The sequence below is a fragment of the Novosphingobium sp. 9U genome, from assembly GCF_902506425.1.
Classification (GTDB): Bacteria; Pseudomonadota; Alphaproteobacteria; order Sphingomonadales; family Sphingomonadaceae; genus Novosphingobium.
In genome coordinates this window covers 2,551,695-2,576,532 of the sequence record NZ_LR732469.1, presented here as the reverse complement: position 1 = coordinate 2,576,532, position 24,838 = coordinate 2,551,695, and the positions used below count along the sequence as shown (strand labels likewise).

Annotated in this window: 16 protein-coding genes; 10 read left to right on the top strand and 6 right to left on the bottom strand. The window is 66.0% G+C overall.

Annotated elements, in window-relative coordinates:
* Positions 1 to 80 precede the first annotated feature (80 nt).
* The gene (locus GV044_RS11970; protein ID WP_159869917.1) at positions 81 to 698 is read left to right on the top strand and encodes a TetR/AcrR family transcriptional regulator; all 618 of its coding nucleotides are present in this window, start codon (positions 81 to 83) and stop codon (positions 696 to 698) included.
* Positions 699 to 701: 3 nt separating this feature from the next.
* Here the strand turns inward: GV044_RS11970 and pncB are convergent, their stop codons facing one another.
* Positions 702 to 2,006, bottom strand: a complete 1,305-nt coding sequence (pncB, locus tag GV044_RS11965) for a nicotinate phosphoribosyltransferase (RefSeq protein WP_159869914.1) — start codon at positions 2,004 to 2,006, stop codon at positions 702 to 704.
* A 160-nt stretch (positions 2,007 to 2,166) separates the two neighbouring features.
* Between pncB and GV044_RS11960 the strand changes: the two genes are divergently transcribed.
* From GV044_RS11960 to GV044_RS11935, 6 genes are all read left to right on the top strand, one after another.
* Entirely contained in the window at positions 2,167 to 4,050 is a 1,884-nt protein-coding gene (locus tag GV044_RS11960; RefSeq protein WP_159869911.1) for a TadE/TadG family type IV pilus assembly protein, read from the top strand.
* Positions 4,047 to 4,649: a TadE/TadG family type IV pilus assembly protein gene (locus GV044_RS11955; protein ID WP_159869908.1), complete on the top strand. Its 603-nt coding sequence runs from the start codon at positions 4,047 to 4,049 to the stop codon at positions 4,647 to 4,649. Before GV044_RS11960 ends, GV044_RS11955 begins: the two co-directional genes overlap by 4 nt.
* On the top strand, positions 4,646 to 5,308 hold the full coding sequence (locus GV044_RS11950) for a TadE/TadG family type IV pilus assembly protein (protein ID WP_159869905.1): 663 nt from the start codon (positions 4,646 to 4,648) through the stop codon (positions 5,306 to 5,308). Before GV044_RS11955 ends, GV044_RS11950 begins: the two co-directional genes overlap by 4 nt.
* A 145-nt stretch (positions 5,309 to 5,453) precedes the next feature.
* Positions 5,454 to 7,583: a TonB-dependent siderophore receptor gene (locus GV044_RS11945; protein ID WP_159869902.1), complete on the top strand. Its 2,130-nt coding sequence runs from the start codon at positions 5,454 to 5,456 to the stop codon at positions 7,581 to 7,583.
* 32 nt (positions 7,584 to 7,615) lie between these two features.
* Complete coding sequence (locus tag GV044_RS11940; RefSeq protein ID WP_159869899.1) at positions 7,616 to 8,161, top strand: hypothetical protein; 546 nt, start codon at positions 7,616 to 7,618, stop codon at positions 8,159 to 8,161.
* Entirely contained in the window at positions 8,158 to 9,501 is a 1,344-nt protein-coding gene (locus tag GV044_RS11935; RefSeq protein WP_159869896.1) for a PepSY domain-containing protein, read from the top strand. The genes GV044_RS11940 and GV044_RS11935 overlap by 4 nt, the downstream gene beginning before the upstream one ends.
* Positions 9,502 to 9,640: 139 nt before the next feature.
* On the opposite strand, the gene GV044_RS11930 is transcribed toward GV044_RS11935, so the two are convergent.
* The 3 genes from GV044_RS11930 to GV044_RS11920 are packed head-to-tail and all read right to left on the bottom strand — an operon-like array spanning position 9,641 to position 15,473.
* Positions 9,641 to 11,101, bottom strand: coding sequence for an efflux transporter outer membrane subunit (locus tag GV044_RS11930; protein ID WP_159869893.1), 1,461 nt, complete (start codon positions 11,099 to 11,101; stop codon positions 9,641 to 9,643).
* Positions 11,098 to 14,277 carry an efflux RND transporter permease subunit gene (locus tag GV044_RS11925; RefSeq protein ID WP_159869890.1) on the bottom strand — a complete coding sequence of 1,060 codons (3,180 nt, stop codon included), beginning with the start codon at positions 14,275 to 14,277 and terminating at the stop codon, positions 11,098 to 11,100. The genes GV044_RS11930 and GV044_RS11925 overlap by 4 nt, the downstream gene beginning before the upstream one ends.
* Positions 14,278 to 14,282: 5 nt before the next feature.
* A complete protein-coding gene (locus tag GV044_RS11920) occupies positions 14,283 to 15,473 on the bottom strand; it encodes an efflux RND transporter periplasmic adaptor subunit (RefSeq protein WP_159869887.1) in 1,191 nt (396 codons plus the stop codon).
* A gap of 540 nt (positions 15,474 to 16,013) precedes the next feature.
* On the opposite strand from GV044_RS11920, the gene GV044_RS11915 reads away from it, so the two are divergent.
* The 3 genes from GV044_RS11915 (at position 16,014) to GV044_RS11905 (ending at position 22,241) form a co-directional block, all read left to right on the top strand.
* On the top strand, positions 16,014 to 17,291 hold the full coding sequence (locus GV044_RS11915) for an efflux RND transporter periplasmic adaptor subunit (RefSeq protein ID WP_371741599.1): 1,278 nt from the start codon (positions 16,014 to 16,016) through the stop codon (positions 17,289 to 17,291).
* Positions 17,292 to 17,497: 206 nt separating this feature from the next.
* Positions 17,498 to 20,683 (top strand): efflux RND transporter permease subunit, encoded by a 3,186-nt coding sequence (locus GV044_RS11910; RefSeq protein ID WP_159869884.1) that lies wholly within the window; start codon positions 17,498 to 17,500, stop codon positions 20,681 to 20,683.
* A 112-nt stretch (positions 20,684 to 20,795) separates the two neighbouring features.
* Positions 20,796 to 22,241: an efflux transporter outer membrane subunit gene (locus tag GV044_RS11905; RefSeq protein WP_159869881.1), complete on the top strand. Its 1,446-nt coding sequence runs from the start codon at positions 20,796 to 20,798 to the stop codon at positions 22,239 to 22,241.
* Here GV044_RS11905 and GV044_RS11900 read toward each other — a convergent pair.
* Positions 22,226 to 23,830: a TPM domain-containing protein gene (locus GV044_RS11900; RefSeq protein ID WP_159869878.1), complete on the bottom strand. Its 1,605-nt coding sequence runs from the start codon at positions 23,828 to 23,830 to the stop codon at positions 22,226 to 22,228. The two genes, GV044_RS11905 and GV044_RS11900, sit on opposite strands and share 16 nt — an antisense overlap.
* A 17-nt stretch (positions 23,831 to 23,847) precedes the next feature.
* On the bottom strand, positions 23,848 to 24,687 hold the full coding sequence (locus GV044_RS11895) for a DUF3667 domain-containing protein (RefSeq protein ID WP_159869875.1): 840 nt from the start codon (positions 24,685 to 24,687) through the stop codon (positions 23,848 to 23,850).
* Positions 24,688 to 24,838: the final 151 nt, after the last annotated feature.

The following is a 24,838-nucleotide window of genomic DNA, read 5'->3' as shown; positions in this document are numbered from 1 at the left end:
ACACTTCGTCGACCCCTTCTTCGCATCATCGTGAAACAGCGACACACGCCCCGCAAGCACGACAGACAGGGGCAGAAACGATGACACCAATCGCACGCATGCAAGACCCGGCAAGCCGCCGCAGCCGGCCTCGGATACTTGAAGCCGCGCGCCGCCTCGCCAGCGCGGAGGGAGAAGGTCCGCTGACGATGGAGGCGATCGCAGCCAGCTCGGGCGTGACCCGCCGCACGCTCTACAACCACTTCGCCAATCTGGGCGACCTGTGCATGGTGGCTTGCGCGCCGCTCTTCGCTCATTGCCGCGCTGCACTGCCGCTGAGCGACACGGCACCGCGGCCGGTGCGCGACTTGCTCCATGCGCTGGCTTGCGACGTGGTCCAGCTGCAACGCGATCCGGTCCACATCGCACTGAAGCGAACCGCAAAGCTGCAATCACTCACCGCGCCCCAGCTGCGCCATGCCTATAGCGTACAAATCCGCGAGCCACTACGCCGTATCGTCGCCGGGCGGCTGAGCGCCTCGCTTCCTGGCTTGCCGAGCGAAACCCTAGCCGACGAGGTGCTGTCGACGCTCGAAGCCGCGAACCGGCTCGACTATCTCGTGCGCGATCTGGAGCGTGCCGGGGCTGGCGCAGTGATCGTGGACATGCTGCTCGATCGTCTGGACCTACAAGCCGATCAGCCGCGCCGCGCCGCCTGAGCCCTATACAGTGACTGCGCTCGCCACGCGATCGGCTGAGCCGAACACACGCAAGTAGCGGGCGATCTCGTCCGGTGCTCCTGTCGCCTTGGCGGGATTGTCGGACAGCTTGACCGCCGGCCGGCCGTTGGCGCTGATCACCTTGCAGACCAGTGAGATCGGATCGAGCGCATCCGAGCCGCCCGGATCGCAACCGCGAAAATCGTTGGTGAGATTGGTGCCCCAGCCGAAGCTCATCCGCACGCGACCATGAAAGTGGCGGTAAACGGTCTCGATCGTGTCGATGTCCATGCCGTCCGAGAAGATCAGCAGCTTGCTGCGCGGATCCACGCCGCGCTCCTGCCACCAGCGGATGATCTGCTCGCCGCCTTCTATCGGCGGCGCACTGTCCGGTCGGAAGCCGGTCCAGTCCGCCAGCCAGGCCGGCGCGTCGCGCAGGAAGGCGGTGGTGCCGAAAGCATCCGGAAGCGCGATGAGCAGGTTGCCGTTGTAGTGCTGGCGCCACTCCTCAAGCACTTGGTAGGGCGCGGCGGCAAGCGCCTCGTCGCTGTCGGCCAGCGCCGCTGCGACCATCGGCAATTCGTGTGCGTTGGTGCCGATCGCCTCTAGATCCGCGTCCATCGCCAGCAGCACGTTGGACGTGCCGATGAAACGCTCACCCAGCCCCTCCTTCAACGCCTCGACACACCAGCGTTGCCATAGGAACCCATGCCGGCGCCGCGTGCCGAAGTCCGAGAGAACAAGGTCGGGCAGCGCCTGCAGCCGCTCCACCTTCCCCCAGAGCTTGGCCTTGGCGCGCGCGTAAAGCACGTCGAGCGCGAAACGGCCGCGGTCGCGCAAGGCGGCACGTGATTTCAGCTCATTGATGATGGTGAGCGCCGGGATCTCCCACAGGGTGGTGTGAGTCCACGGACCCTCGAAGCGCAGTTCGTACTGGCCGTCAACCTTGCGCAAATCGTATTCGGGCAGGCGCATCTCGGCCAGCCAGGCGAGGAACTTCGGGCTGAACATCTGTTGCTTGCCGTAAAAGCTGTTGCCCGCCAGCCAGATCAGCTCCTTTTTGGTGAAGCGCACCGTCCGCGCATGATCGAGCTGCGCGCGCAGTTCGCCCTCATCGATCACATCGGCCAGGCGCACCGACTTCGTCCGATTGATCAGCGCGAACGTCGCTTGCACGTCAGGGTGCAAGCGATGGATCAACTGCAGCATGAGCAGCTTGTAGAAGTCGGTATCGAGCAAGCTGCGCACGATCGGATCGAGGCGGAAGCCGTGATCGTAAGTGCGGGTCGCAATGTCTGTCAGAGTCATGGTATCAACCTAGCGCAAGCGGCCGGACGGACAAGCGCAGGTCCGGATTAGACAAGCGTCGAGCCTACGCAGTCGTACTTACCGGATATTAACCAGTTTTGCCCTACTCCGAAGTGGAACGCGGCTCGGAATGGCGGGCGTGCGGGGGTGTGGGGCATTCATGGGCGGACTATTCCGGCGCAAGCGCGAGGGCGGCATGAGCCTGCGGGCGAGGTTGCTGCGCGACCGGCGCGGCTCGACACTGCCGATCATGGGCGCGGCCTTCGTCCTTGTCCTGGGCGGTGTCGGGTCGGCCGTCGACATCGGGCGGATCTATGTGGTGCGCTCGCAGATGCAGGCTGGCGTCGACGCTGCCGCGCTCGCCGGAGCCCGCTCATTCGAAGCTAAGGGCACCGGACCGGAGGGCCGCGACGCGCAGGTCCTGGCCTACTTTCGCGAGAACTTCGCCGTCGACTTCTTGGGTGCCGGCACGGTGACGCCGGTGCCGACGTTCAGCGTGGTTAAGGGCGTAAACGTGACCAAGGTGGATGCCTCGGTCGATCTGCCGCTCACCTTCATGAGCATGTTCGGCGTTGGCCCCCAACCCGTCGTAGTAAGCGCCACCGCAGAGCTTCAGCCACGCCCACTCGAGATCATGGTGGTGCTCGACGATACGGGATCGATGAAGACGACGCTGGACAGCGGCAAAACCCGCATGGCCGTACTTAAGGAGGCCATGCACGGCTTCGTCAACGTGCTGTACCAAGGCTCCACCACGCGCGACGAATTGGCGCTGGGCATGATCACCTACACGGTGACGACTAACGTCGGAGGCATCCTCCAGGAGGCCGGCGTCAAGATCAAGACGGTCGATGGCTACACCAATCTGAACAGCTACCTCAACGGTAAGAGCGGCATCGGCGAAGAGGGCCTGGCCTGGAAGGGCTGCGTAGAGGACGATCCGACCGTACGCGACCTCAGCGCCAGCCCCACCACGTTCGAAGCCGGGGCGGCGGACATCCTGCGCGACATTCCGGCCGACGGCGTGCGCCCGTACTTGTTCCCGCCCAGTGCGGAAACAAAGAACCGCTCGACCAACAAGAGCGACGCGGCGTACGACACAGGCGCAACCGTCGCGGCCGACTACCAGCCATCCAATCTGCAATCCGAAACCGGCGACAGCCGCCGCAACAACATGTACCGGCTAACGACCGATCCCGAGATCGCCCAAACACTTGCGAACACCGAGGCTTGGAAGCAGCACTTCTTCGACTTTTACCGTGGCCTCAACGAGCCGAGTTCGAGCAAGGACGACGATGTGCTCGTCCACACGCAGAGCGGGAATTACTTCAACCCGCAGGGCAACGCGGACTACACTGTGATGTACTCGCGAATACCGTACATCAATGACGCGACTGCATGGGCGAACGCCAACGCCAAATATGCTTATCCGCTGCCAACCGGCACGACCAACAACCTTAAGATGCCTTCGCCCAACTGGCAGTGCCCGAACCCTGGAATCGGGGTGAAGTATGGCCGCGGCAAGTCTGTCTACGACAACTTCATCGACAATGATAACTATGCATTGATGCCGGCATCGGGCACTCTGCACCACATCGGCTTCCTGTGGGGCTATCGGCTGCTCGCCCGGGACGATCTGTTCAAGCGGACGAACCCCATTCCCGATCAGGAGCCCATCCGCGCCATCGTTTTCATGACCGACGGCCAGACCGAGGCCGGCGATCACGCGACCTGGTATGGTGCCTATGGCCGCATGGCGGAAAAGCGCATCACGGCCAGCGGTGACCGCACCATTCCGGGTAATCGCACCACCTTCCGCAACCAGGTCATGTATCGCTTCGGCAAGGTCTGCCAGAAAGCGAAGACCGAGCGCAATCCGATCAAGGTCTACATCGTCTCGCTCCTCGATCCCGAGGACGTGACCGAGAATGTGTTTACGGCCTGTGCCGGCTCGAACTACCTGGAAACCACGACGACCACGCAGATCATCGACGCCTTCCGCAACATCGCGGTCGATCTCGTGCAGCTGCATCTGACCCAATGATCCGCGCTGCTCTTCAACGCTGGCGAGGGGACAGGCGCGGTGTCGCCGCGATCGAGTTCGCGCTGATCGCGCCTGTGGTGGTCCTGATGGTAGTGGGCACGATCGAGATCTCCCACATGCTGACCGTCCAGGTCTCGCTCGACGGCGCCGTGGCCGAGGCGGCGCGGGTGGCGGCCGTCCGTCTCGACCAGAGCGAGGATACCCGCGACACCACCATGCGCGACTATGTGACGAAGCGCATGTCGGCCTTTCCCATAGCCAACGGGCAGTCAGTGTCGATCACCACCAAAGTCTACCGCACGTTCGGCAGTTCGTACCCGGAAGGCTTTACGGACACCAACGGCAATGGTCGCTACGATGGACCGTTCCTGCTCTTCGCGGGCGAGCCCTTTGACGATCGCAACAAGAACGGCGTGCGCGATCTCGCTTCTCAGATCACCGGGAAATTGGGTGGGCCCGGCGACGTGGTCGCGTACACCGCAGAGTTTCCCGCCGCGCTCTACTTCGACTACTTCTCGTTCATCGCCGGCGCCGACGGCTTTACGCTGAAGGCGAGCACAGTGGTACGCAACGAGCCGGTCAAGAGCAGTGGCACGTGAGCTGCTCGCGCTCAACTCTCCTGCACCGCCTTCGCGCGGACCGGCGCGGCGTCTCCGCGGTGGAGTTCGCGCTGGTGCTGCCGCTGTTCATCGGGCTGATGGGGGCTGGCCTCGAGATGGCGAACCTGATGGTGACGCAGATGAAGGTGCAGCGGCTCGCCACCATGACTGCCGACCTCGTCTCGCAGCGCGGCTCGTCGTCCGACCAGATCTCCGAAGTGCAGATCTACGACATCCTGTCCGCACTCGACGTCTCGGCCTCGCCACTCAACGTGCGCAGCCGCGGCCGCGTGATCATCAGCGCGGTCGTCGGCGAGGACACCGACAACAACGGCACTGCGGACGTCAACCGCATCAAGTGGCAGCGCTTCGACGGCGGCTTCACCGGGGCGACGATCCAGCTCGGCTGCTGGAGCACCAGCACCAGCACCACGCTCAAGAACGCGCGCCAGCTGACCGTAGGCGAAGCCTTGTTCCACGCGCAGGTGAGCTACCAGTACGTGCCGCTCTTCTCGCAGGCACTGGTGCAATGGTTCGCCGTCCCGACCGAGATCACCCGCACCGCCGCGTTCCGCGGACGTGGCTCTATCTACCGCCCGGTGCTGACGGTGGAGAACTATCCGGCGAAGCAGAACTGCACTTCGGCAACGGGGCTTTAGTCTCCCGGTAGTCGCGTCGGCTTCCGGGCATGCTTCGACCCTGTCGGAGCGCCCGGCCGTAGCTGGAAGAAAATACCTGAGCCACACTTGCACCTGATAATCATTCGCATTAAGGCGCCTCCACTCAATAGGAGGACCCTCTTAGATGCGCCTATCTCGTCTCGCCGCGCTGTGCGGAACGGCTCTTACCGCCATGGCCGCTCTTCCAGCTCATGCCGACGAGGCGCCGCTAGACGACATCATCGTCACCGGTGAACGTGCGCAGAGTGGGGCCGCGACCAAGACCGACACGCCCGCGATCGAGACACCGCAGCCGATCACGATCGTGTCAGAGGAGATGTTCACCCGTCAGGGCGCGCTCTCGATCAGCGACACGCTGCGCTACGTCTCGGGCGTGCAGGTCAACGGCTATGGCCGGGACACCCGCGTCGATGGCGCCACGGTGCGCGGCGTCAGCGCGCTGCAGTTCCGCGACGGCATGCGCGACATCTTCAGCTACTACGCCAGCATCACCGCCGATCCTTACAACTTCTCGCAAGTGCAGCTGGTGCGCGGACCCGCATCGGTGCTGTTCGGCCAGGGCTCGCTCGGCGGCTTGTTCAACCTCGTGTCCAAGCAGCCCGAGTTCGAAACGCGCGGCGAGGTCTCGCTGCGTTACGGGTCGTTCGATCGCAAGGAAGCGCTGGCCGACTTGCAAGCGCCGCTCGGCGAAACGCTGGCAGCCCGCGTCGTTGCCCGAGTGCGCGACTCCGGCACTCAGACCGACCACGTGCCCGACGATCGGGTGATGATCTCGCCCTCGATCACTTGGCGTCCCACTGCGCAGACCGACGTGACCCTGATCGGCCTCTACCAGGAGGACGACGGCGGATCGACGGCGCAGTTCCTGCCGATCGTCGGTACCATCCTCCCGAACCCGAACGGCAAGCTGCCCGACGACCTTTTCATCGGCAAGCCCGGCTGGGATCGCTATGACGGCCGCCTGCTGCAAGGCACCGGCATCGTGACGCATCGTTTCAGCGACTCAGTGAAGCTGAACCTCAAGGCGCGCTACATCGACAGCGATCTCGACTACTTCACGCACTACCCGAACAGCTACAGCAACCCGCTGAACCCCTACGTGCTGCCCGGCCAGTTCGACTCCGTGACCCAGTTGCCCATCCCCGACCCGAACCAACGCTTCATCGGCAACTACTACGATGCCAGCCGGGCGCGGATGAACATCTTCTCGACCGACAACAACGTGCAGGTGAACTTCAACAGTGGCAGCCAGATCGAGCACGTATTGCTCGCAGGGGTCGACTACAGCTGGAACCACGTCCGGAAGGTGTCGGCATTCGGTTTGGAGTACATCGACATCTACGATATCGATTATGACAGCCTGTCCGACTTCGGCGGCGGTCTACCCGCTGATGCCGAGCCAGGCGAGAACGTGAAGCAGAAGCAGCTCGGCCTCTACCTGCAGGACCAGATCCGCTTCGCCGACCGCGTCTCTTTAGTGCTGGGCGTGCGCCGCGACCATGTCGAGGCGAAGGCGCTCGGTGCGGCCGCGGTGAAGGACGATGCGACGTCGTTCCGTGCGGGCATCATCGGCGAGCTGGTGCACGGTGTCTCGCCGTTCTTCAGCTATACCGAGAACTTCGAGCCGATCTCCGGCACCGCCAGCAACGGTGATCCGTTCAAGCCGCAGCGCGGGCGGCAGTTCGAGGCGGGCGTCAAGTTCCACCCCAGCGACGCAACGCTGGTGACCGTGACCGCCTACCACATCAAGCAATCCAACCGCCCGGTCGACGATCCGACGACACCTGATCCTTTCGATCAGGCGCAGGCCGGTGGTCTCACCTCGAAGGGCATCGAGCTTGAGGGCAACGTCACCCTGCCCGGCCAGCTGCAGCTGCTCGCAAACTTCAGCTACAACAAGGCGCAGATCGACGGTACCGGTGTGCAGGTGGAGAACACGCCCAAGTACAACGCCTCGGCGTGGCTCTCACGGCCTTTCCAATTGTCCCAAGAGGCGCAACTTCGGCTCGGCGCCGGCGCCCGCTACTCGGGAGCGAACCGCTCGTATGGCTTGCCCGGCTTCCCGAACGGCCTGCGCACGCCCGACTACACGCTTGTCGATGCCATGGCGGAGCTGACCTGGCGCCAGTGGTCGCTGGCGATCAACGCTACCAACCTGTTCGACAAAAGCTTCTACGCCGCCTGCCTCTCACGCGGGGACTGCTTCATCGGCGAACAGCGGCAGGTGTTCGGCACGGTAAGCTACCGCTTCTGATGGAGAGCAGCGCGCCTCTCGTAATCGGGTCTTTGGCCGGCGTTGCGGGCGTGGGCGTGCTGCGCGTCGCCTGGGCGCACAAGCGGCGCTCGCATCCACTCAACCTCGCCGGCTGGCTGCTCATCCTGGTCGGAGCGGTGTGCGGCTGGGCGGCGGCAGGTGCGTGGGGTCTGGCGGTCACTTCGCTGTGGCCGATGGGCGCGGCCATGGTGCTGCTGGCGTTCTCGGGTCTCGGCTCCCAGCCCGGCAAGCAGCGTGCGTCGAACCGGCGGGTCGGTGCGCTGCCGGACAGGGGCGAGCCGCTGCGGCTCGCCGGGCGCATCCTGACCTTCGTGCTGGTGGTGCTGGCCGCCGCTACATTGGGCGTAGGCATCGCTGTGGCAGTCGCTGGTCTGGCGCTGATGGCAGGAGCGGGCGAAGCAAACGCCTACTCTCTGGCGTTGATGCTGATGCCGCTCGCCTGGGCCGTCCTCGCCTACCTGCTGCTGATGCAGCCGAGCCGGTGCGGCCAGGCCAAAGTGCTGGCGGTGGCAAGCCTGCCCCTCTGGCCTTGCGTGGCGATGGGGCTGCTCTCGTGAGCGCCGCGCCCGAGCCGTCGAGCGTCAAGCGCGCACTTTCCGGCCATGCCGCGATCGGCCTGCTGGCAAGTGCCCTGCTCTACCTCGTATGCCTGACCGGCACCATCAGCGTCTTCTACCCTGAGCTCCAGCGCCTGGAACAGCGCCACGCCCCCGAGATGGACAGCATCGCCCCTGTGGCCGTGCAGCGCGGTGTCGAGGCCGTCCTGGCAAGCGAGCGGGGCAAGCCGGCGACCACCCATCTCTATGTCCACATGCCGGTGGAAGACCTGCCGCGCACGACGATCACCACCGACACGCAGGCCGTGCACCTTGGCGCCGACGGCGCGATCGCCGGCCCGGAGCAGATCGCCTGGTCCGACTTCCTGGTGGCTCTGCACTACACGCTCAACCTGCCCGGGCTGATCGGCCTAACCGTGGTCGGAGCCTTGGGCGCGATGATCCTGGCGCTGTCGATCACCGGCGTTGTCGCCCATCCGCGTATCTTCCGCGACGCCTTCACCTTGCGCGCACGTGATCACAACGGCGTGGGTCTTGCCGACTGGCACAACCGCTTGTCAGTCTGGACCCTGCCCTTCTCGGTTGCCATCGCGCTGACGGGCGCGGTGATCGGCCTCGGCAGTCTGACCGCCTGGGGCCTCGCCTCGTTGTTCGAAGGCGGCAAGGTGGAGGAAGTCTACGCGCCGCTGTTCGGCGAAGAGGGCAAGCCCGACGCGCGGCGCAGCGGCGTGCCCGACGTCGCCGCGGTGATCGCCGCGTTCACCCGCGACCATCCAGACGCCCGCCCCACATACGTGACCATCCACGAGCCCCTGACCGCCGGGCAGGAAGTGCAGGTCTCGGCCAAGCACGCGCGGCGGCTGATCTTCGGCGAGACCTATCGATACGATGCACGCGGGCGTTTGCTGGGCAAGGCAGGCCTTTCCGACGGAGCGCTTGGACAGCAGGCGAGTGCCTCGGTCTACGGTCTGCACTTCGGCGACTACGGCGGCCTCCCGGTCAAGCTCGCCTACGTGCTGTTCGGCACCGCCCTGACGGCGATCTGCGCGACCGGGACTTACATCTGGCTCGGCAAGCGCCGCAGGCGCGGCCACCAGGAGCCCCGCCTGCTCCGCCTGTGGGATGCGGTGGTCTGGGGCAGTCCGTTCATGCTCGGGGCGACCCTGACCATGCGGCTGGTGGCGGGCAATGCCGTGCCGCTGGCGGCGGTGTTCTGGACGGGGCTGGCCGTGCTGGTGCTAGCGGCGCTGGCGCCGATCGGATCACGAATGTTTCGCAAGTCGCTGCAAGCGCTGACGGGGCTTAGCGTGCTCGTGCCAGCGATCCTGGTGCTGACTTGAAGATCGTTTCCTGCAAGGGGAGGTTGCAGTCCACAGGACTGACGGAGGGATATTACCAGCCCGAGGTGCTCGACCGAAAAAGTTGAAGCCCTCCACCCGCGCCTGCGGCGGCGGTCCCCTTCCTCGGTCACGGTCGGATCTAAGGGGCGCTGCGCTTCTGCGGCTCCACCGCGCCTTCCCAGCCGCCGCCGAGTGCCTTGAACAGCGCCACTTGCGCCTCTGCTAATGCCACGTTGGACTGCGCCAGCGCCGCGCGTGCTTGGGCCCGGTCGCGCTCGGCGTCGAGGCGCTGGAGGAAGCTGTCCCGCCCCGCCTCGAAGCGCACACCAGCGATCGATGCGGCATCGTTCGCAGCCGCTTCCGCTCGGCGCAGGCTGGCGTTCGCTTCGAGCGCGCTGGAGTAGCGGGCCAGCGCCTGCTCCACTTCGCGCAGTGCCGTCAGCACCGTGCCGTCGAACGCCGCCAGCGCGCCTTCACTCGATGCTTCCGCCTGCCGAATGCGCGAGCGCGCAACCGCCATGTTGGGGAAGCTCCAGCTGATGAGCGGCCCTAATGAAAAGTTGAACGACCTCGCCTTGCCCAGCCGGTCGATATCGGTCGACCCGAGCGACGCCGATCCCAACAGCTGCACCGATGGGTAGAGCGCTGCAGTCGCCACGCCCACCCGGGCCGTCTCGGCGGCGAGCGTGCGCTCCGCTTCACGCACGTCGGCCCGGCGGGTGAGCAGCGCGGTGCCGTCGCCCACCGGGATGAGCGTGCGCACGCCTGGTGGCGTCTTGCAGGCGCTGGCGTCGGCGTCGATCTCGGCGGGAGGTCGCCCGGTCAAGGTCGCCAAGGCATAGAGCGCAGCGCGGCGTTCGCCTTCGAACGTAGGCACTTGCGCGCGAGCGCTCTCGGAAAGCACCACCGCCTGGTCGATCTCGCGCCGGGTGCCTCGACCCGCATCTGACAAGCGGCGGGTGAGCGCCAGCGTCTGGTCCTGCAACCGCGCCGTCTCGCGCGCGACATCGGCCTGCGCGGCATAGCCGCAAGCCTGCGCATACGTCCGCGCAGTCTCGGCCGCCACCGACACGCGCGCCGCATCGAGAGCCGCTCGCGCTGCCGCCGCATCGCCGCGTGCGGCCTCGATCGTGCGCGAGACGCGGCCGAACAGATCGACCTCGTAGGACACGTCGAATCCGGCCTGGAAGAAGTCGAACTCGAAGCCGCTCGGGCCGTTGGTACCGGCTCCAGCTCCGCCCAGCGCGGCTTGCGGCTGATCGAGGCCGATGCGCTGGCGGGTGTAGCTTGCCGACAAGTCGGTCATGGGGAAACGACCCGCGCGCGCCTCGGACAAGACCGCGCGAGCGCGGCGCAAGTTGGCGGCAGCCTGACGCAAGTCGGTGTTGTGCGCCAAGGCATCAGTGACGAGCCGGTCCAGCGCCGGATCGGCGAACAGGCGCCACCATTGACCCTCGGCAGCACCGGTCGAGACCTTGCTCATCCCCGGATCGACGAAGGTGCTGGCTTCGGGCGTCACCGGATTGATGGGGCGCGTGTAGTTGGGGCCAACGGCGCAACCCGCAAGCAGCACCGCAGCCACGCTTGCGAGGCGCTTCATGCCACGACCTCCGCGTCGGGCTCAGCCGGCGGCTTGCGGCGGCTCCACTTGCGCGCGGACCACTCACCAAACTTGCGGCTGATGACGTAGAAGGCAGGCGTGAACAGCAGGCCGAAGATGGTCACGCCGATCATGCCGAAGAACACCGCGACACCCAGCGCCCGGCGCATCTCGGCTGCCGCACCGGTGCTGATCACCAGCGGCAACACGCCCAGGATGAAGGCGATCGAGGTCATCAGGATGGGGCGCAGGCGCTGGTGTGCGGCTTGGACCGCAGCCTCGGCGATGCCCAAGCCCTCATGCTCGCCCTGCCTCGCGAACTCGACAATCAGGATCGCGTTCTTGGCTGCAAGGCCGATCAGCACGACGAGGCCGATCTGGGTCAGGATGTTGTTGTCCATGCCCATCACGTTCACGCCGACGATCGCCGCGAGCAGGCACATCGGCACGATCAGGATGACCGCAAGCGGCAGGATCACGCTTTCGTACAACGCGGCCAGCAGAAGGAACACGAACATCACAGCCAGGACGAAGGCGACGGCACCGGTGTTGCCCGCCTGCTTCTGCTGATAGGCAAGCTCCGTCCACTCGTAGTCGAACCCCGCGGGCAAGACGCGACCGGCCAGTTCCTCCATGGCGCGCAAGGTCTCGCCACTGGAGTAGCCGGGCTTGGTGTCACCCTGCAGCTCGGCGGCGGGATGCAGGTTGTAGCGCACCACGCGGTAGGGCCCGGCATCGTTCCTGAGCGTCAGGATCGAGCTGAGCGGTACCATCTCGCCCGTCGCCGAGCGGGTTTTCAACTGCTGGATGTCGCCGGTCTCGTCACGATAGGGTGCGTCGGCCTGGGCGGTCACGCGAAAGGTGCGGCCGAGGAAGTTGAAGTCGTTGACGTATGTGGAGCCAAGGTACGTTCCCAAGGTCGAGAACACGTTCTCAACCGGCACGCCCATGCGCTCGGCCCGCTCCCGGTCGATGTCCGCCGTCAGCCGCGGCGTGCCGACGTTGAAGAGTGAGAAGGCGCCGGCAACCGGCTCCAGACCGTTGGCCTGCCCCATCATCGCCTGCGTCGCGGCAGCGAGCGCGGGATAGCCCTTCCCTGCGCGATCCTCGATCATCATCTTGAAGCCGCCGCCGGTGCCGATGCCGTTCACCGGTGGCGGGGCGATCACGAGGATGCTGCCGTCCCGGATGGTGGAGAAGGCGCCGAACAGCGATTGCTGCACCTCGCCCGCCGTGACCGAACGCTCCTCGTGCGGTTTCAGCGTAAAGAAGATCACGCCGGCGTTGGGTGCCGCGGTGAAGCTTGCGCCGTCGAGGCCGGCGAAGCCCGCCGCATCGCGCACGCCAGGCAGCTTTATCGCCCGCTCGATCCCATCGCGCAGCACGGCATCGGTGCGCGCCAGCGAGGCGCCGGGCGGCAGCTGGACGACGCCGATCAGGTATCCCTGGTCCTGAGCCGGAATGAAGCCGGTCGGCGTCGCGTAGAAGCGCCAGCCCGCCAGCGCGATCAGCAGAACGTAGACGATGCCGACCATGCCCAGCACTTTGACCAGGCGCGCCGTCAGCCTGCCATAGCGATCGGACAGGCGTTCGAACCCGCGATTGAACTTGCCCGCCGCGCGGCCGGGCAACCCTCGCCAGCCGGCACGCGGCTCGGCATGGCTGCGCGGCTTCAGGATCAGCGCCGAGAGCGCCGGCGACAAGGTCAACGAGACGAACGCGGAGAGCAGTGTCGCCGAAGAGATGGTAATCGCGAACTGCTGGTAGAACTGGCCCGAGATGCCCGGGATGAACGCAGTCGGCAGGAACACGCCCACCAGCACCAGCGCGATCGCGATCAGCGCGCCGGAGACCTCGTCCATCGTCTTGTGCGCGGCTTCGCGAGGAGAGAGCCCCTCCTCCTCCATGAGTCGCTCGATGTTCTCGATGACGACGATGGCGTCATCGACAACGATGCCGATCGCGAGCACGAGGCCAAACAGCGAGAGGTTGTTGAGCGAGTACCCCAGCGCCGCCAGGGCCGCGAAGGAGCCGATCAGCGAAATCGGAATGGCGATGATCGGCACGATCGCCGCGCGCCAGCTCTGGAGGAAGATCAGTACCACCAGGCTGACCAGCACAACCGCCTCGAACAGCGTGTGCTGGACCGCCGTGATCGACTCCTGGATATACGTGGTCGGGTCGTAATCGACCGAGTAGACGAGGCCCGGCGGGAAGTCCTTGGATGCGGCCTTCAGCTCCTGGCGCACCGCCTCGGCCGTTTCGAGCGCGTTAGAGCCGGGCAGCTGCGACACACCCAATGCGATCGCCGGCTTGCCGTGGAGGTACGCGTTGATGCCGTAGTCCTGCGCGCCCAGTTCCACCCGTGCCACATCGCGCAGCCGGGTCAGCCGCCCTTGCGTATCGCGTTTGAGGATGATCGCGCCGAACTGGTCGGGAGAAGTCAGCCGCCCTTGCGTCTGGATGCCCAGCTCGAAAGCATTGTTGCCGCGACCGTATGGCGGCTGGCCGACGGTGCCTGCGGCGACCTGCACGTTCTGCGCGCGGATCTTGTTGACCACCTCGTCGACAGTCATGTCGCGCGCGGCGGCGAGGCCAGGGTCGATCCACACGCGCATGCCGTAATCGCGTGCGCCATTCAGCCGCGCTTCGCCGACGCCTCGCACGCGCTTGACGCGGTCGAGCACCTGGAGCGTCACGTAGTTGGACACGTATGTCTGGTCGAGCGACTTGTCGGGCGAGCGGAAGAACGCGACCAGCAGCAAGTCGGGCGAGGCGCGGTTCACGGTGACGCCGATGCGCCGCACCTCCTCGGGCAGGCGCGGCTCTGCGGTGGTGACGCGGTTCTGCACCAGGACTTGCGCCTGGTTGACGTCGGTCCCTTGCGCGAAGCTGACGGTGATGTTGACCTGGCCGTTCCCGGTCGAGGAAGAAGACATGTAGATCATGCCCTCCACCCCGTTGATCGCGTTCTCGATCGGCGTGGCGACAGTGTCGGCCAGGGTCTCAGCCGAGGCACCCGGATAACTGGCGGCGACGACCACCGTTGGCGGAGCGATCTCCGGATATTGGGCGATCGGCAGGACCGGGTAGGCGAGCGCACCGACGATCGCGATCAGGATCGAAAGCACGGCCGCGAAGATCGGCCGATCGATGAAGAAGTGAGGCAGCCGCACTGGGCTCAGTCCGTCGTCGCCTGGCCCGACACCGGCTCGACGAGCTTGGAAGTCGGTGCCGGCTGCGTGCCCGGACTCGGCTTGATCTGCCCCTGCCGCGTCTTCACGACTGTGTCCGGGCGCACCTTGCCCAGCCCATCGAGGACGACGCGCTCGGTCGGCGCAAGCCCGGCACGCACGATGCGCAGGCCCTCGACCTTGGCGCCGAGCTCAACCGGGCGCGGGACGATCTTGTTCTCACGATTGACGACGTAGACCAGGCGGCGGTTCTGATCCGTGACGATCGCTTCATCGGGCACCAACAGCGCCTGATAGCGACCGGAGCCGAGCAGCCGGGCGCGGCCGAACATGCCGGGCGTAAGGAAGCGCGTGGGGTTGGCGACCACGGCCCGCGCCCGGATCGTGCCCGAATTGGGATCGATCGCGTTGTCGAGGAACTCCATCCGGCCGTGCCACCGGTAGTCATCCTCGTCGGCGAGCTGGATGTCGACCGGGTTGGCCGTGTTGCGCGAGGAGCCGCGCTCGCCGCGCTGATCCTGGCGCAGGTTCTTGAGGTAGAACGCCTCGGCGCCCTCGAACGTGAACCACAGCGGGTCGAGCGAGACGATGCGAGTGAGCACGGTCTCGCCGTCCTGTACCGTATCGCCCAAGCTGACGCGGCGGTCCGACGCGCGGCCGGCGAAGGGCGCGCGCACGGTGGTGAACGACAAGTTCAACTCGGCATTGCGGACCGCGGCGCGGGCGGCAGCCAGATCGGCTTCGGCCGTGCGGCGGGCGGCGACATCGGTTTCCAGTTCCTCGCGGCTAACCGCCTGGGCTTGCGCGAGCTGGCCACTGCGCGCCGCTACCGAGCGCGCGTTCGCAAGCGTCGCCTGCGCCCTTGCGACTTGCGCACGCGCCTGCTGCAAGGCGGCCTGGTAGGGGCGAGGATCGATGGTGATGAGCGGCGCGCCGGTTCCAACGTCCTGGCCGTTGCGAAAATGAATGCCGGTGACGACGCCATCGATACGCGCGCGCACCTCCACATCCTGCGGCGCCTCGAATCTGCCGGTATAGTCATCCCAATCGATGACTTCGCGCCGAAGCGGTGTCGCGACGGTAACCTCTGGCGGCGGCGGCGGGGGCGGTGCCTGCTTGCTACAGGCCGCCACCGCCAAGAGCAGCACTCCGACCAGCGACTTGTATCCCACCCTCACGTCATTCCCCTTCGCGCACCCCAGCGCTGCCGCACATCTCGAGTTCGGCTAAACGAATTTCATCGCCGTCGGCGAATCACGGCCGGGCTTGAACGACCTCCGACAGCGTTGAGATCACAGCCTTTCGTTGGCTCGGTACGCTGCCAGAGAGCAGCGCGGAGCGTTCCAGCCTTTCGGCAGCACCTTGGCTGCCACACTCTGGGCCGCAGTTCACCCCTTGATTTCACCGCGATGAACGATAATCTACCCCTCGGTACAGAAAGTCGCTTGACGCGATGCCGCAGCGCAATATATACCACTTGGTATAGAACATTGCAGCCTTTCTCGATGGGAGGTCCCATGATGCGATCTCAAGGCCGACACTGACCGGACATAACAAGGCCGTTCCCCTTAAGAGGCGGCATCTCGACTCTTAATTGATCCCGACCTCCGGTGCGCTGCTCGACCTCGAGTGCGCATCCCTGCGTCTGTCTTCCGCCGCTTTCCGCGTCGAGAGCGCGCCCTTGCGCGCCCCGCCTGCTCAACTGGAGAAACTCCCGCGTGAACTCGCCCACCAATATCGAAATACCGCGGTACGACACCTTTGTCTCCGAGACCCCTCCTCCGGCGCGGTCCAGACTTCGGCGAGGGCCCATCGTTGGCGTGATCGCCCTAGTCCTGGTCGCGGGGATCGGTTGGAAGGTCTTCTCGGGTCCGAAGGCAGACGCAGCGCCGATGCCGACGCCGGTGGTCCAGGCCGCGATGCCGCTGGTGCGGGAGGTGACCGAGTGGAACGACTATGTCGGCCGCTTCGCCCCCAGCCGGACGGTCGAGGTCCGCCCCCGCGTGTCCGGCGCCGTGGTGCAGATCCTGTTCCGCGATGGCGACTTCGTGCGCCAAGGCCAGCCACTGTTCGTGGTCGATCCGCGGCCTTATCGCGCTGCACTGGCCGAGGCTCAGGCCGACGTCGCCTCTGCACGCAGCACCCTCGCACTGGCCCGCTCCGACTATGCGCGCGTCGCCGGGCTCACCGGCGACGAAGCGATGGCCGCCAGCGAAGTCGACCAGCTGCGCGCGCGCGTCCGTGCTGCCGAGGCCGGTCTTGCCGGTGCGCAAGCCCGCGTGCAGACGCGTGCGCTCAGCATGGAGTTCGCCACTGTGCGCGCACCGATCTCCGGCCGCGTCTCGGACCGCCGGGTGGATGTCGGCAACCTCGTCTCGGGCGACAACGGCGCCAGCGCGACGTTGCTGACGACGATCAACGCGGTCGACCCGATCTACTTCAACTTCGACGCCTCCGAGGCGCTGTTCCTGAAGACCCAGCGTGAGCGCCAGGCCAGGCAAGCTCCCGCCGACGTGCAAGTGCGCCTGCAGGATGAGGCAGACTATCGCTGGAACGGCAGGCTGGACTTCACCGACAACGGGCTCGACCCTCGCTCCGGCACCATCCGGGTCCGCGCGGTGGTGCCCAATCCCGAAGGCTTCCTCACGCCGGGCATGTTCGGCAACATGCGCCTGGCCGATGCCGGCAAGGTCCGGGCGATGCTCGTGCCTGATGAGGCGGTGCAATCCGATCAGGCGCGCAAGGTCGTGCTGACAGTTGGCGCCGACGGTACGGTGGCGGCAAAGCCCGTCCAGCTCGGCCCGGTGGTGAATGGCCTGAGGGTGATCCGTTCGGGCCTGGCGCCGACTGACAGGATTGTGATCAGCAACTTCCAGGCCGCGATCGCAGGATCGAAGGTCGATGCGAAGCCGGGACGGATCGTGGCTGCGAAAACGGCGCCCACTCCTCAGGCAGGCTCGAACTCACCAACGGCGGCGCAAGCGACCTTGGATTGAGGATGCTTGTGGAAAGATCCTCCCCTGCAACGGGTGGTGGCAGCCCCTAAAGGCTGACGGAGGGTGTCACCGCCAGCGTGGACACCCCTTCACCACCGCTCGCAGCGGCGGTCCCCCTCCCCTTGCAGGGGAGGACCACAGGCCCGCTTCGACACGATCACCCGCAACGGGTGAGCCACCGCGCTCGCCCAACAGGGACATGCCTCATGCGTTTCTCACGCTTCTTCATCGACCGGCCGATCTTCGCAGGCGTCATCGCGGTGATCATCACCGTGGTCGGCGCGCTCGCCTTCCTCGGCCTGCCCGTCACCCAGTATCCCGACGTGGTCCCGCCGACCGTCACCGTGACGGCGCAGTATCCAGGTGCCTCGGCTGAGACCGTGGCCGACACGGTCGCCGCTCCGATCGAGCAGGAGATCAACGGCGTCGACAACATGCTCTACATGGATTCGCAGTCCACGGGCGACGGCAAGACGACCATCACCGTGACCTTCAAGATCGGCACCGACCTCGATGCCGCGCAGGTGCTGGTGCAGAACCGCGTCGCGGTCGCCCTCCCCCGCCTGCCCACTGAGGTGCAGCAGTTCGGCGTCGTGACCCGCAAGACCTCGCCCGACTTCCTGATGGTGGTGAACCTGCAGTCGCCCGACGGCTCGCTCGATCGCGACTACCTCTCGAACTACGCGATTACGCAAGTGAAGGACAAGCTCGGCCGCCTCGATGGCGTGGGCGACGTGCGCCTCTACGGCTCGCGCGACTACGGCATGCGCATCTGGATAGACCCGGGCCGCGCCTCGGCGATGGACCTGACGCCTGGTGAGATCGTCGCCGCTCTGCGCGCGCAGAACGTGCAGGTCTCGGCCGGCGCCCTGGGCGCCCCGCCCTACAACACCGGCAACGCCTACCAGATCGGCGTCGAGCTGCAGGGCCGCCTGACCACGCCCGAGCAGTTCGGCGACGTCGTGGTGCGCACCGATCCCGACGGTCGGCAGGTGCGCGTGCGTGACGTGGCGCGGGTCGAGCTCGGCGCGCAGGACTACACCATCAACACCTACCTCTCGAACAAGCCGACCGTCGTCATAGCGGTAATGCAGCGCCCCGGCTCGAACGCACTCGACGCTGCCAAGGCTGTGCGATCGGAAATGGACACGCTGGCCAAGACCTTCCCCAGGGGCATGGAATACTCGGTCATCTACAACCCGACCGAGTTCATCGGCCAATCGATCGACGCTGTGTACCACACGCTGTTCGAAGCGGTGATCCTGGTCGTCCTCGTTATCCTGGTGTTCCTGCAGAACTGGCGCGCCGCGATCATCCCGATTGTCGCCATCCCGGTCTCGCTGATCGGCACCGCGGTCATGCTGGCGGCGGTAGGCTACTCGCTCAACAACCTGTCGCTGTTCGGCCTGGTGCTGGCGATCGGCATCGTCGTCGACGATGCGATCGTCGTGGTCGAGAACGTCGAGCGCTACATCGAGGAAGGCTTGCGCCCCATCGAAGCCGCTCGGCGATCGATGGACGAGGTGTCCGGCGCGCTGGTGGCGATCGTGCTGGTGCTCTGCGCGGTGTTCGTGCCAACGCTGTTCATCAGCGGCATCTCGGGCGAGTTCTACAAGCAGTTCGCCGTCACCATCTCGACCGCAACGGTGATCTCGCTGCTGATCTCGCTGACGCTATCGCCCGCACTCGCCTCGATCCTGCTCAAGCACCGCGAGCGGGCTGCTGCCGATGCGCCCAAGTGGCGCCGGTGGATGCAAACCGGCGCGGACAAGTTCAACAACGGCTTCGAGCGCATGAGCGAGCGCTACTCGCACCTGACGTTCAAGTTGGTCCAGGCCCCGCTGCGGATGATGGCGACTTATGCCGCCCTGATCCTCGCCACCGTGGGCCTGTTCTGGACCACGCCTGCGGGCTTCGTGCCGCAGCAGGACCAAGGCTACTTCCTGGCCGCCGCATTCCTGCCGTCCGGTTCTTCCCTCGAGCGCTCGGACGCGGTCGCGCATGACATGGCCAACCGTATGCTGCCCATCAAAGGCATCCGCGGCGCGGTGATGTTCGCCGGCCTTCATGGTCCGTCGCGCACCGCGGCGCCCGATGCCGTCGCCATCTACTTTCCATTCGACAGCTTCGAGGAGCGCAAGAAGATCGGCGCCACTTACGCGAAGATCATGGAGCAGGCAGGCGCCGCGATGAAGGGCTACGACAAGGCGCAAGTCTACCTGCTGCCGCCGCCCACCATCAACGGCATCGTGCCCGCAGGCGGCTATCGCATGATCGTCGAGGACAAGCAGGGTCGCGGTTATGGCGAGCTGCTGAAGGCCACCGGCAAGATGCTTGGACAGGCCAACAAGCAACCCGAGCTGACCCAGGTCTACTCGCTGTTCAGCACCGCCACGCCGCGCATCTTTGCCGACATCGATCGCCCGAAGGCCGACATGCTGGGCGTGCCGCCGCAGCGGATTTTCGAGGCGCTGCAGGTCTATCTGGGATCAGCGTTCGTCAACGACTTCAACTTGTTGGGACGCACATATCGCGTCACGGCTCAGGCGGACTCGCCCTATCGCGGCTCCACCGCCGACATCGCCAACCTAAAGACCCGGTCGAACTCGGGCGCGATGGTGCCGATCGGCTCGGTGGCCACGTTTAAGGACGAGACCGGCCCCTACCGCGTGGTGCGCTACAACCTGCAGCAGGCGATCGAAGTCGACGGCAACGTCGCCCCCGGCCACTCGACGGGCCAGGCGCTCACCGTCATGGAGAAGGTCGCGCACGACACCCTGCCTGCGGGCTACGACTTCGAGTGGACGGGCATCGCCTACCAGCAGGTGACTGCGGGCAACACGGCCGGGATCGTCTTCGGCATGGCGGTGTTCTTCGTCTTCCTGGTGCTCGCGGCCCAGTACGAGAGCCTGACGCTGCCGCTGGCGATCGTGCTGATCGTGCCGATGTGTCTCTTCGCGGCGATGCTCGGCGTGCAGATCCGGGGCATGGACAACAACATCCTGACCCAGATCGGCCTCGTGGTGCTGATCGCGCTGGCGGCCAAGAACGCGATCCTGGTGGTCGAGTTCGCCAAGCAGGCCGAGGAGGAGCAGGGCATGAGCATCGTCGACGCGGCCGTCTACGCCGCCAAGACGCGCCTGCGCCCGATCCTGATGACCAGCTTCGCCTTCATCCTCGGCGCCGTGCCGCTGGTGATCGCGGAAGGCGCCGGCGCCGAGCTGCGCCAGGCGCTGGGCACCGCGGTGTTCTTCGGCATGGCCGGCGTCACCGGGTTCGGTCTGCTGTTCACGCCGACCTTCTACGTGGTCTGCCGCAACCTCGCCGAGCGCACGCGGCGCCGGAAGCCCGATGCTCAAGGCCACAGCCCCGCATTGCAGCCCGCCGAATAGGATCACTCTCTACCCCGTTCGTGTCGAGCGAAGTCGAGACACGCCAGCGCCTCGCTCACGTACCTCGACTGCGCTCGGCACAAACGGACACGGATGTTTGAAGGGATTACGCATGTTCAAGCGCTCCATCGCCGCTCTGCTCGCCGCGACCAGTCTCGCGGGTTGCGCCGTCGGCCCCAACTACGTCGCCAAGGCTCCGCCTCCTTCTGCGGAGGCTCCGTTCATCGGCGGCACCTTGCCGGCAGTCTCCACCGCAGAGCCGGATGGAACATGGTGGCGCCTCTACAACGACCCGGTACTCGACCGCTTGGTGCAGGACGCGCTGGCCGCCAACACCGACATCCGGGTCGCCGTGGCGCGTATCGAGCGGGCGCGGGCCGACTTGCGCGGATCGCGCAACCTGGCGCTGCCGCAGACGGGGATCGAAGCCTCTGGCGGACGCCAGCGCACCTCGCGCTTCCAGTCGCTGCCCGGCCTCGATCGCGAGAACCGCGTCGTTGATGGCGAGTTCAACGTGGCCTACGAGTTGGACCTGTTCGGCCGCGTGAAGCGCGGGGTCGAAGCCTCACGCGCCGATCTCGCCGCCGCGCAGCAGGATGCCGATGCCGTGCGCGTGAGCGTGGTGGCAGACACCGTGCGCGCCTATGTCGACGCCACCAGCGCCGCCGAACAGATCACTGTCGCTAAGCGCACGGTCGACTTGCTGCAACGCTCCGAGCGGATCACCAATGCACGCTTCGAGCGCGGCCTCAACCAGCGCCTGGATGTGATCCGCATCACCCAGCTGCGCGAGCAGCAGGCCGCCGCGATCCCGGCGCTCCAAGCCTCGCGCGATGGAGCGCTGTTCCGCCTGGCGACGCTGACCGGGCGTACCCCGCAGGATCTGCCCGAGGCCGCCCGCGTCCGCACCGATACGCCTGACGTCAGCCAGCCGATCCCGGTCGGCGATGGCCGCATGCTCCTCGCCCGCCGTCCCGACGTAAAGGCGGCAGAGCGCAGGCTGGCGGCGGACACGGCACGGATCGGCGTCGCCACGGCCGACCTCTATCCGCGCATCAGCCTCGGCGGCACCATCGGCACCACCGCGATCGGCAGCACCGACGTGTTCGGCGGCGGGCCACTGCGCTGGCTGCTGGGCCCGCTGATATCCTGGGCCTTTCCCAATCAGGAGGGCATCCGCTCACGCATCGCCGCCGCTCGCGCCGACACGCAAGCCGATCTCGCCACCTTCGACGGCACCGTGCTCACGGCGCTGGAGGAGACCGAGACGGCGCTGTCGGTCTACCGCAATGCCCTGCTGCGCAAGGAGCGCTTGGCCTCCGCTCGCGATGCGGCACAGCGCGCGGCCAACGTCGGCTTGGCGCGCCAGAGCCGCGGCCAGACCGATGCGCTCGACGTCCTGGACGCCCAGCGTGTCCTGGCGCAGTCCGAGGCGGAGTACGCCGCGGCTACCCGCGCAGTCGCGTTTGCGCAGGTCGACCTGTTCCGTGCCTTGGGTGGCTCGTGGGAGAACCCGCAGGTTGCCCAAGCGGGGCAGCCCGCTCAGAGTGGGTCGTAACTGAACAGCCACATGGCCGAATACTGCTTGGCCTTGTCTCCGGTCTGCTGAAGGCGGCCCACCATGGTATAGCGCTGCCCCTGCTTCAGCTTGCCGGCCGGCATCAGACCTGCGAGCCGCGGCGAAACGTAGAGCGCCACTGGATATCCGTCGTCGGTCTTCATGGCGACGGCGGTGTAGCCCAGCGCGCCGCCCAAGATGCGCGGGTTCGCCTGCCCGGGTCCGGTCGGCGCGCTCATAGAAGTCACGGTGCCACTCACGCGAATGAGGTTGCCCAGCGGCTGATCGGTGGCCGGGTCGAACGCGCGCTTGGTGCGCATGCGCTCGGCGTTCACTTCGTCGTAGTGCGTGATCAGGGCGCCGAGGCTGGGGTACTGGATCGTCCACTTGGTATGCTCGACGTTCGAGAGCGTCAGGCGGAACACGTCGAACAGGTTGTCCGTCCAGGCTTGGCAGCCATCAGCATCGTTGCAATAGTTCCAGGCCGCATCAACCCACTGCAGCAACTGCTTGTCAGGATTGGAGAACTCCGCCTCCTTGGCGAAGCCGGGGCCGAACGCCACGGCCGCTTGGTGCTGACGCGGCGCGACCACGGCGACGGCGCCGTTGCCGACGTCAAGCTTACCCACGCGAAGCTGCCGCATCATCTCCCAGGCATAATCCTGTGCCGACAATCCGCGCAGGTCGTTCACCACCAGGATTGTGAACTCGGCACCGACGTTGCGGGCGAGATCATAGAGCCGCTGGTCCATCGCACGGGCTCGGCCGGGATCGAGCTTGCCGGTCTCGTCGATGACGAAGCGGCCGTATTTGAACGGGATCGAGCCCGGGCGAGGCAGCACCGCCGGTTGGGCCGTCGGGGCGGTGCTCGGCGAAGACGGGGCCGTGGTCGAAAGCGGCTCGCCGCCCGCTCCGCTGCCGTCGCAACCGGTTGAACGTGCCTGCAGGCAGGACTCGTTCCAGCCTTGCGCAATCGCCTGGGCGCGGCGCTGCTTGTCGGGGTGCGTCGGGGTGCCGTGGACGTTGCCGACCTTTAGGATCATGCGCGTCGCATCGTCGCGGCTCGCGCCCATCTTCTGCAGGACAAAGCCGCTGAACTTGTCCGCTTCCAGCTCGATCTCGGGCCGGCTTCCCCCCGGAACGATCGTGTGCCCGGACAAGTGGTGTGCGATCTCGTGCGCCATGATGCTGATCGGCCCCCACGGACTGCCGCCGACTTGCGCGCGCGCATCGTCCATGAACTTCGGGTTGAAGGCTATCACCCGGCGCGGGACCTGGTTGTTGTCCAGCATGATCACCGCAGCGGCATTGGGGACCGGCCCTGAAACTACCGTGAAGTTGGCGGGTAAGCCTGTAAAATCCATGACTTTCTTGACGGCGACCACGCAATCGTTCGGTGCCGATCCGGCAAGCGCTGCCGGCTTGGCCTCGACCGGCCGCCCATCGTAGGAGCAGGCTTGCAGCGTCGAAGCGATCGCCTCGACCCGCTTGGCCCCGGACATCGCATCGGAAGGCGCATCGCCGCCCGAGCCGCAGCCCGCAACAAGCGCGACGGTGATCGGCGCCATCGACAGCAGAACCTTGCGCATCGCCTCTCTCCTTGTTTTCACGACGTGACCAGCCACAGGATCGCTAGCGCATAGGCGCGCAGCAGGAGCCATCCGGTGACGGCGTAGACGAGCACCGCACAAGCCCAGCGCAACCACTCGGACCTGAGATCGAGCAGGAAGAACTGCTTGTAACCTGCGGCGACAACGGCAAGCTTGATGGCGAACATGTAGTACTGCGATGCCGCCTTGTGCCACATCACGAACTGCGGATCGCGCCAGATCATCGTCGGCAGCAGGTTGATGATCACCAGCCCCAACGTCACGCTCTGGCAGTAGATCGCCAACGTCGCGTGCTCGACCACGTTGTAGCTGAGGCGTCGGCGCAGCACCGTCCACGAGCCTAGAAAGATTGCGAAGATGCCGAGCGAGAAGCTCCAGTTGGCATAGAGCATCACCCGCTCCGCCATGCGGTTGACGACCGCATCGCGGGCGAAATCGTATTGTGCGAAGTACCGGTTGGCGGCGAGCATCAGCACCAGCACGGCCACCAAGGCGACGAGCAGCTTGAGGGGGTGCATGTTGGCACTACGCCGGCCGAGCACGTATTCGCGGGCTACCTTCCCGGGCGACAGCAGCAGCCGCGCCGCCGTGGTCAGCATCTGCAGCTCGAAGACGCGGACACGCTCCCACGTCTCGTGCACAAACGCGCGCCAAGTCAGGCGCTTGGCGGCCTTTTGGCCGCAGGAGCTGCAATAAGGTGTGCTGAGCAAAGCCCCACAATTACGACAGTGCGAGAGGTCGCTCCAGGCCGCGTCGGCGGCTGTGTCCGGTATAAAGGCGGTCTCCGGCGCCGTCGCGCGGCGGATGGCATCGGCCGCCCGTCGTAAGATCAGCATCCGCTCCTCCCGGGCTCCCGGATTGACCTGTGATAACTCAGGAGATGTCCCGAGGTTGCCGCGGGCTGCGGTGTTCAGCTTTTCAGAACGAGATCACCAAGATTAATCCACTGATCCGCATGCACTCACTTCGGTAGTACAAGCGCAACAC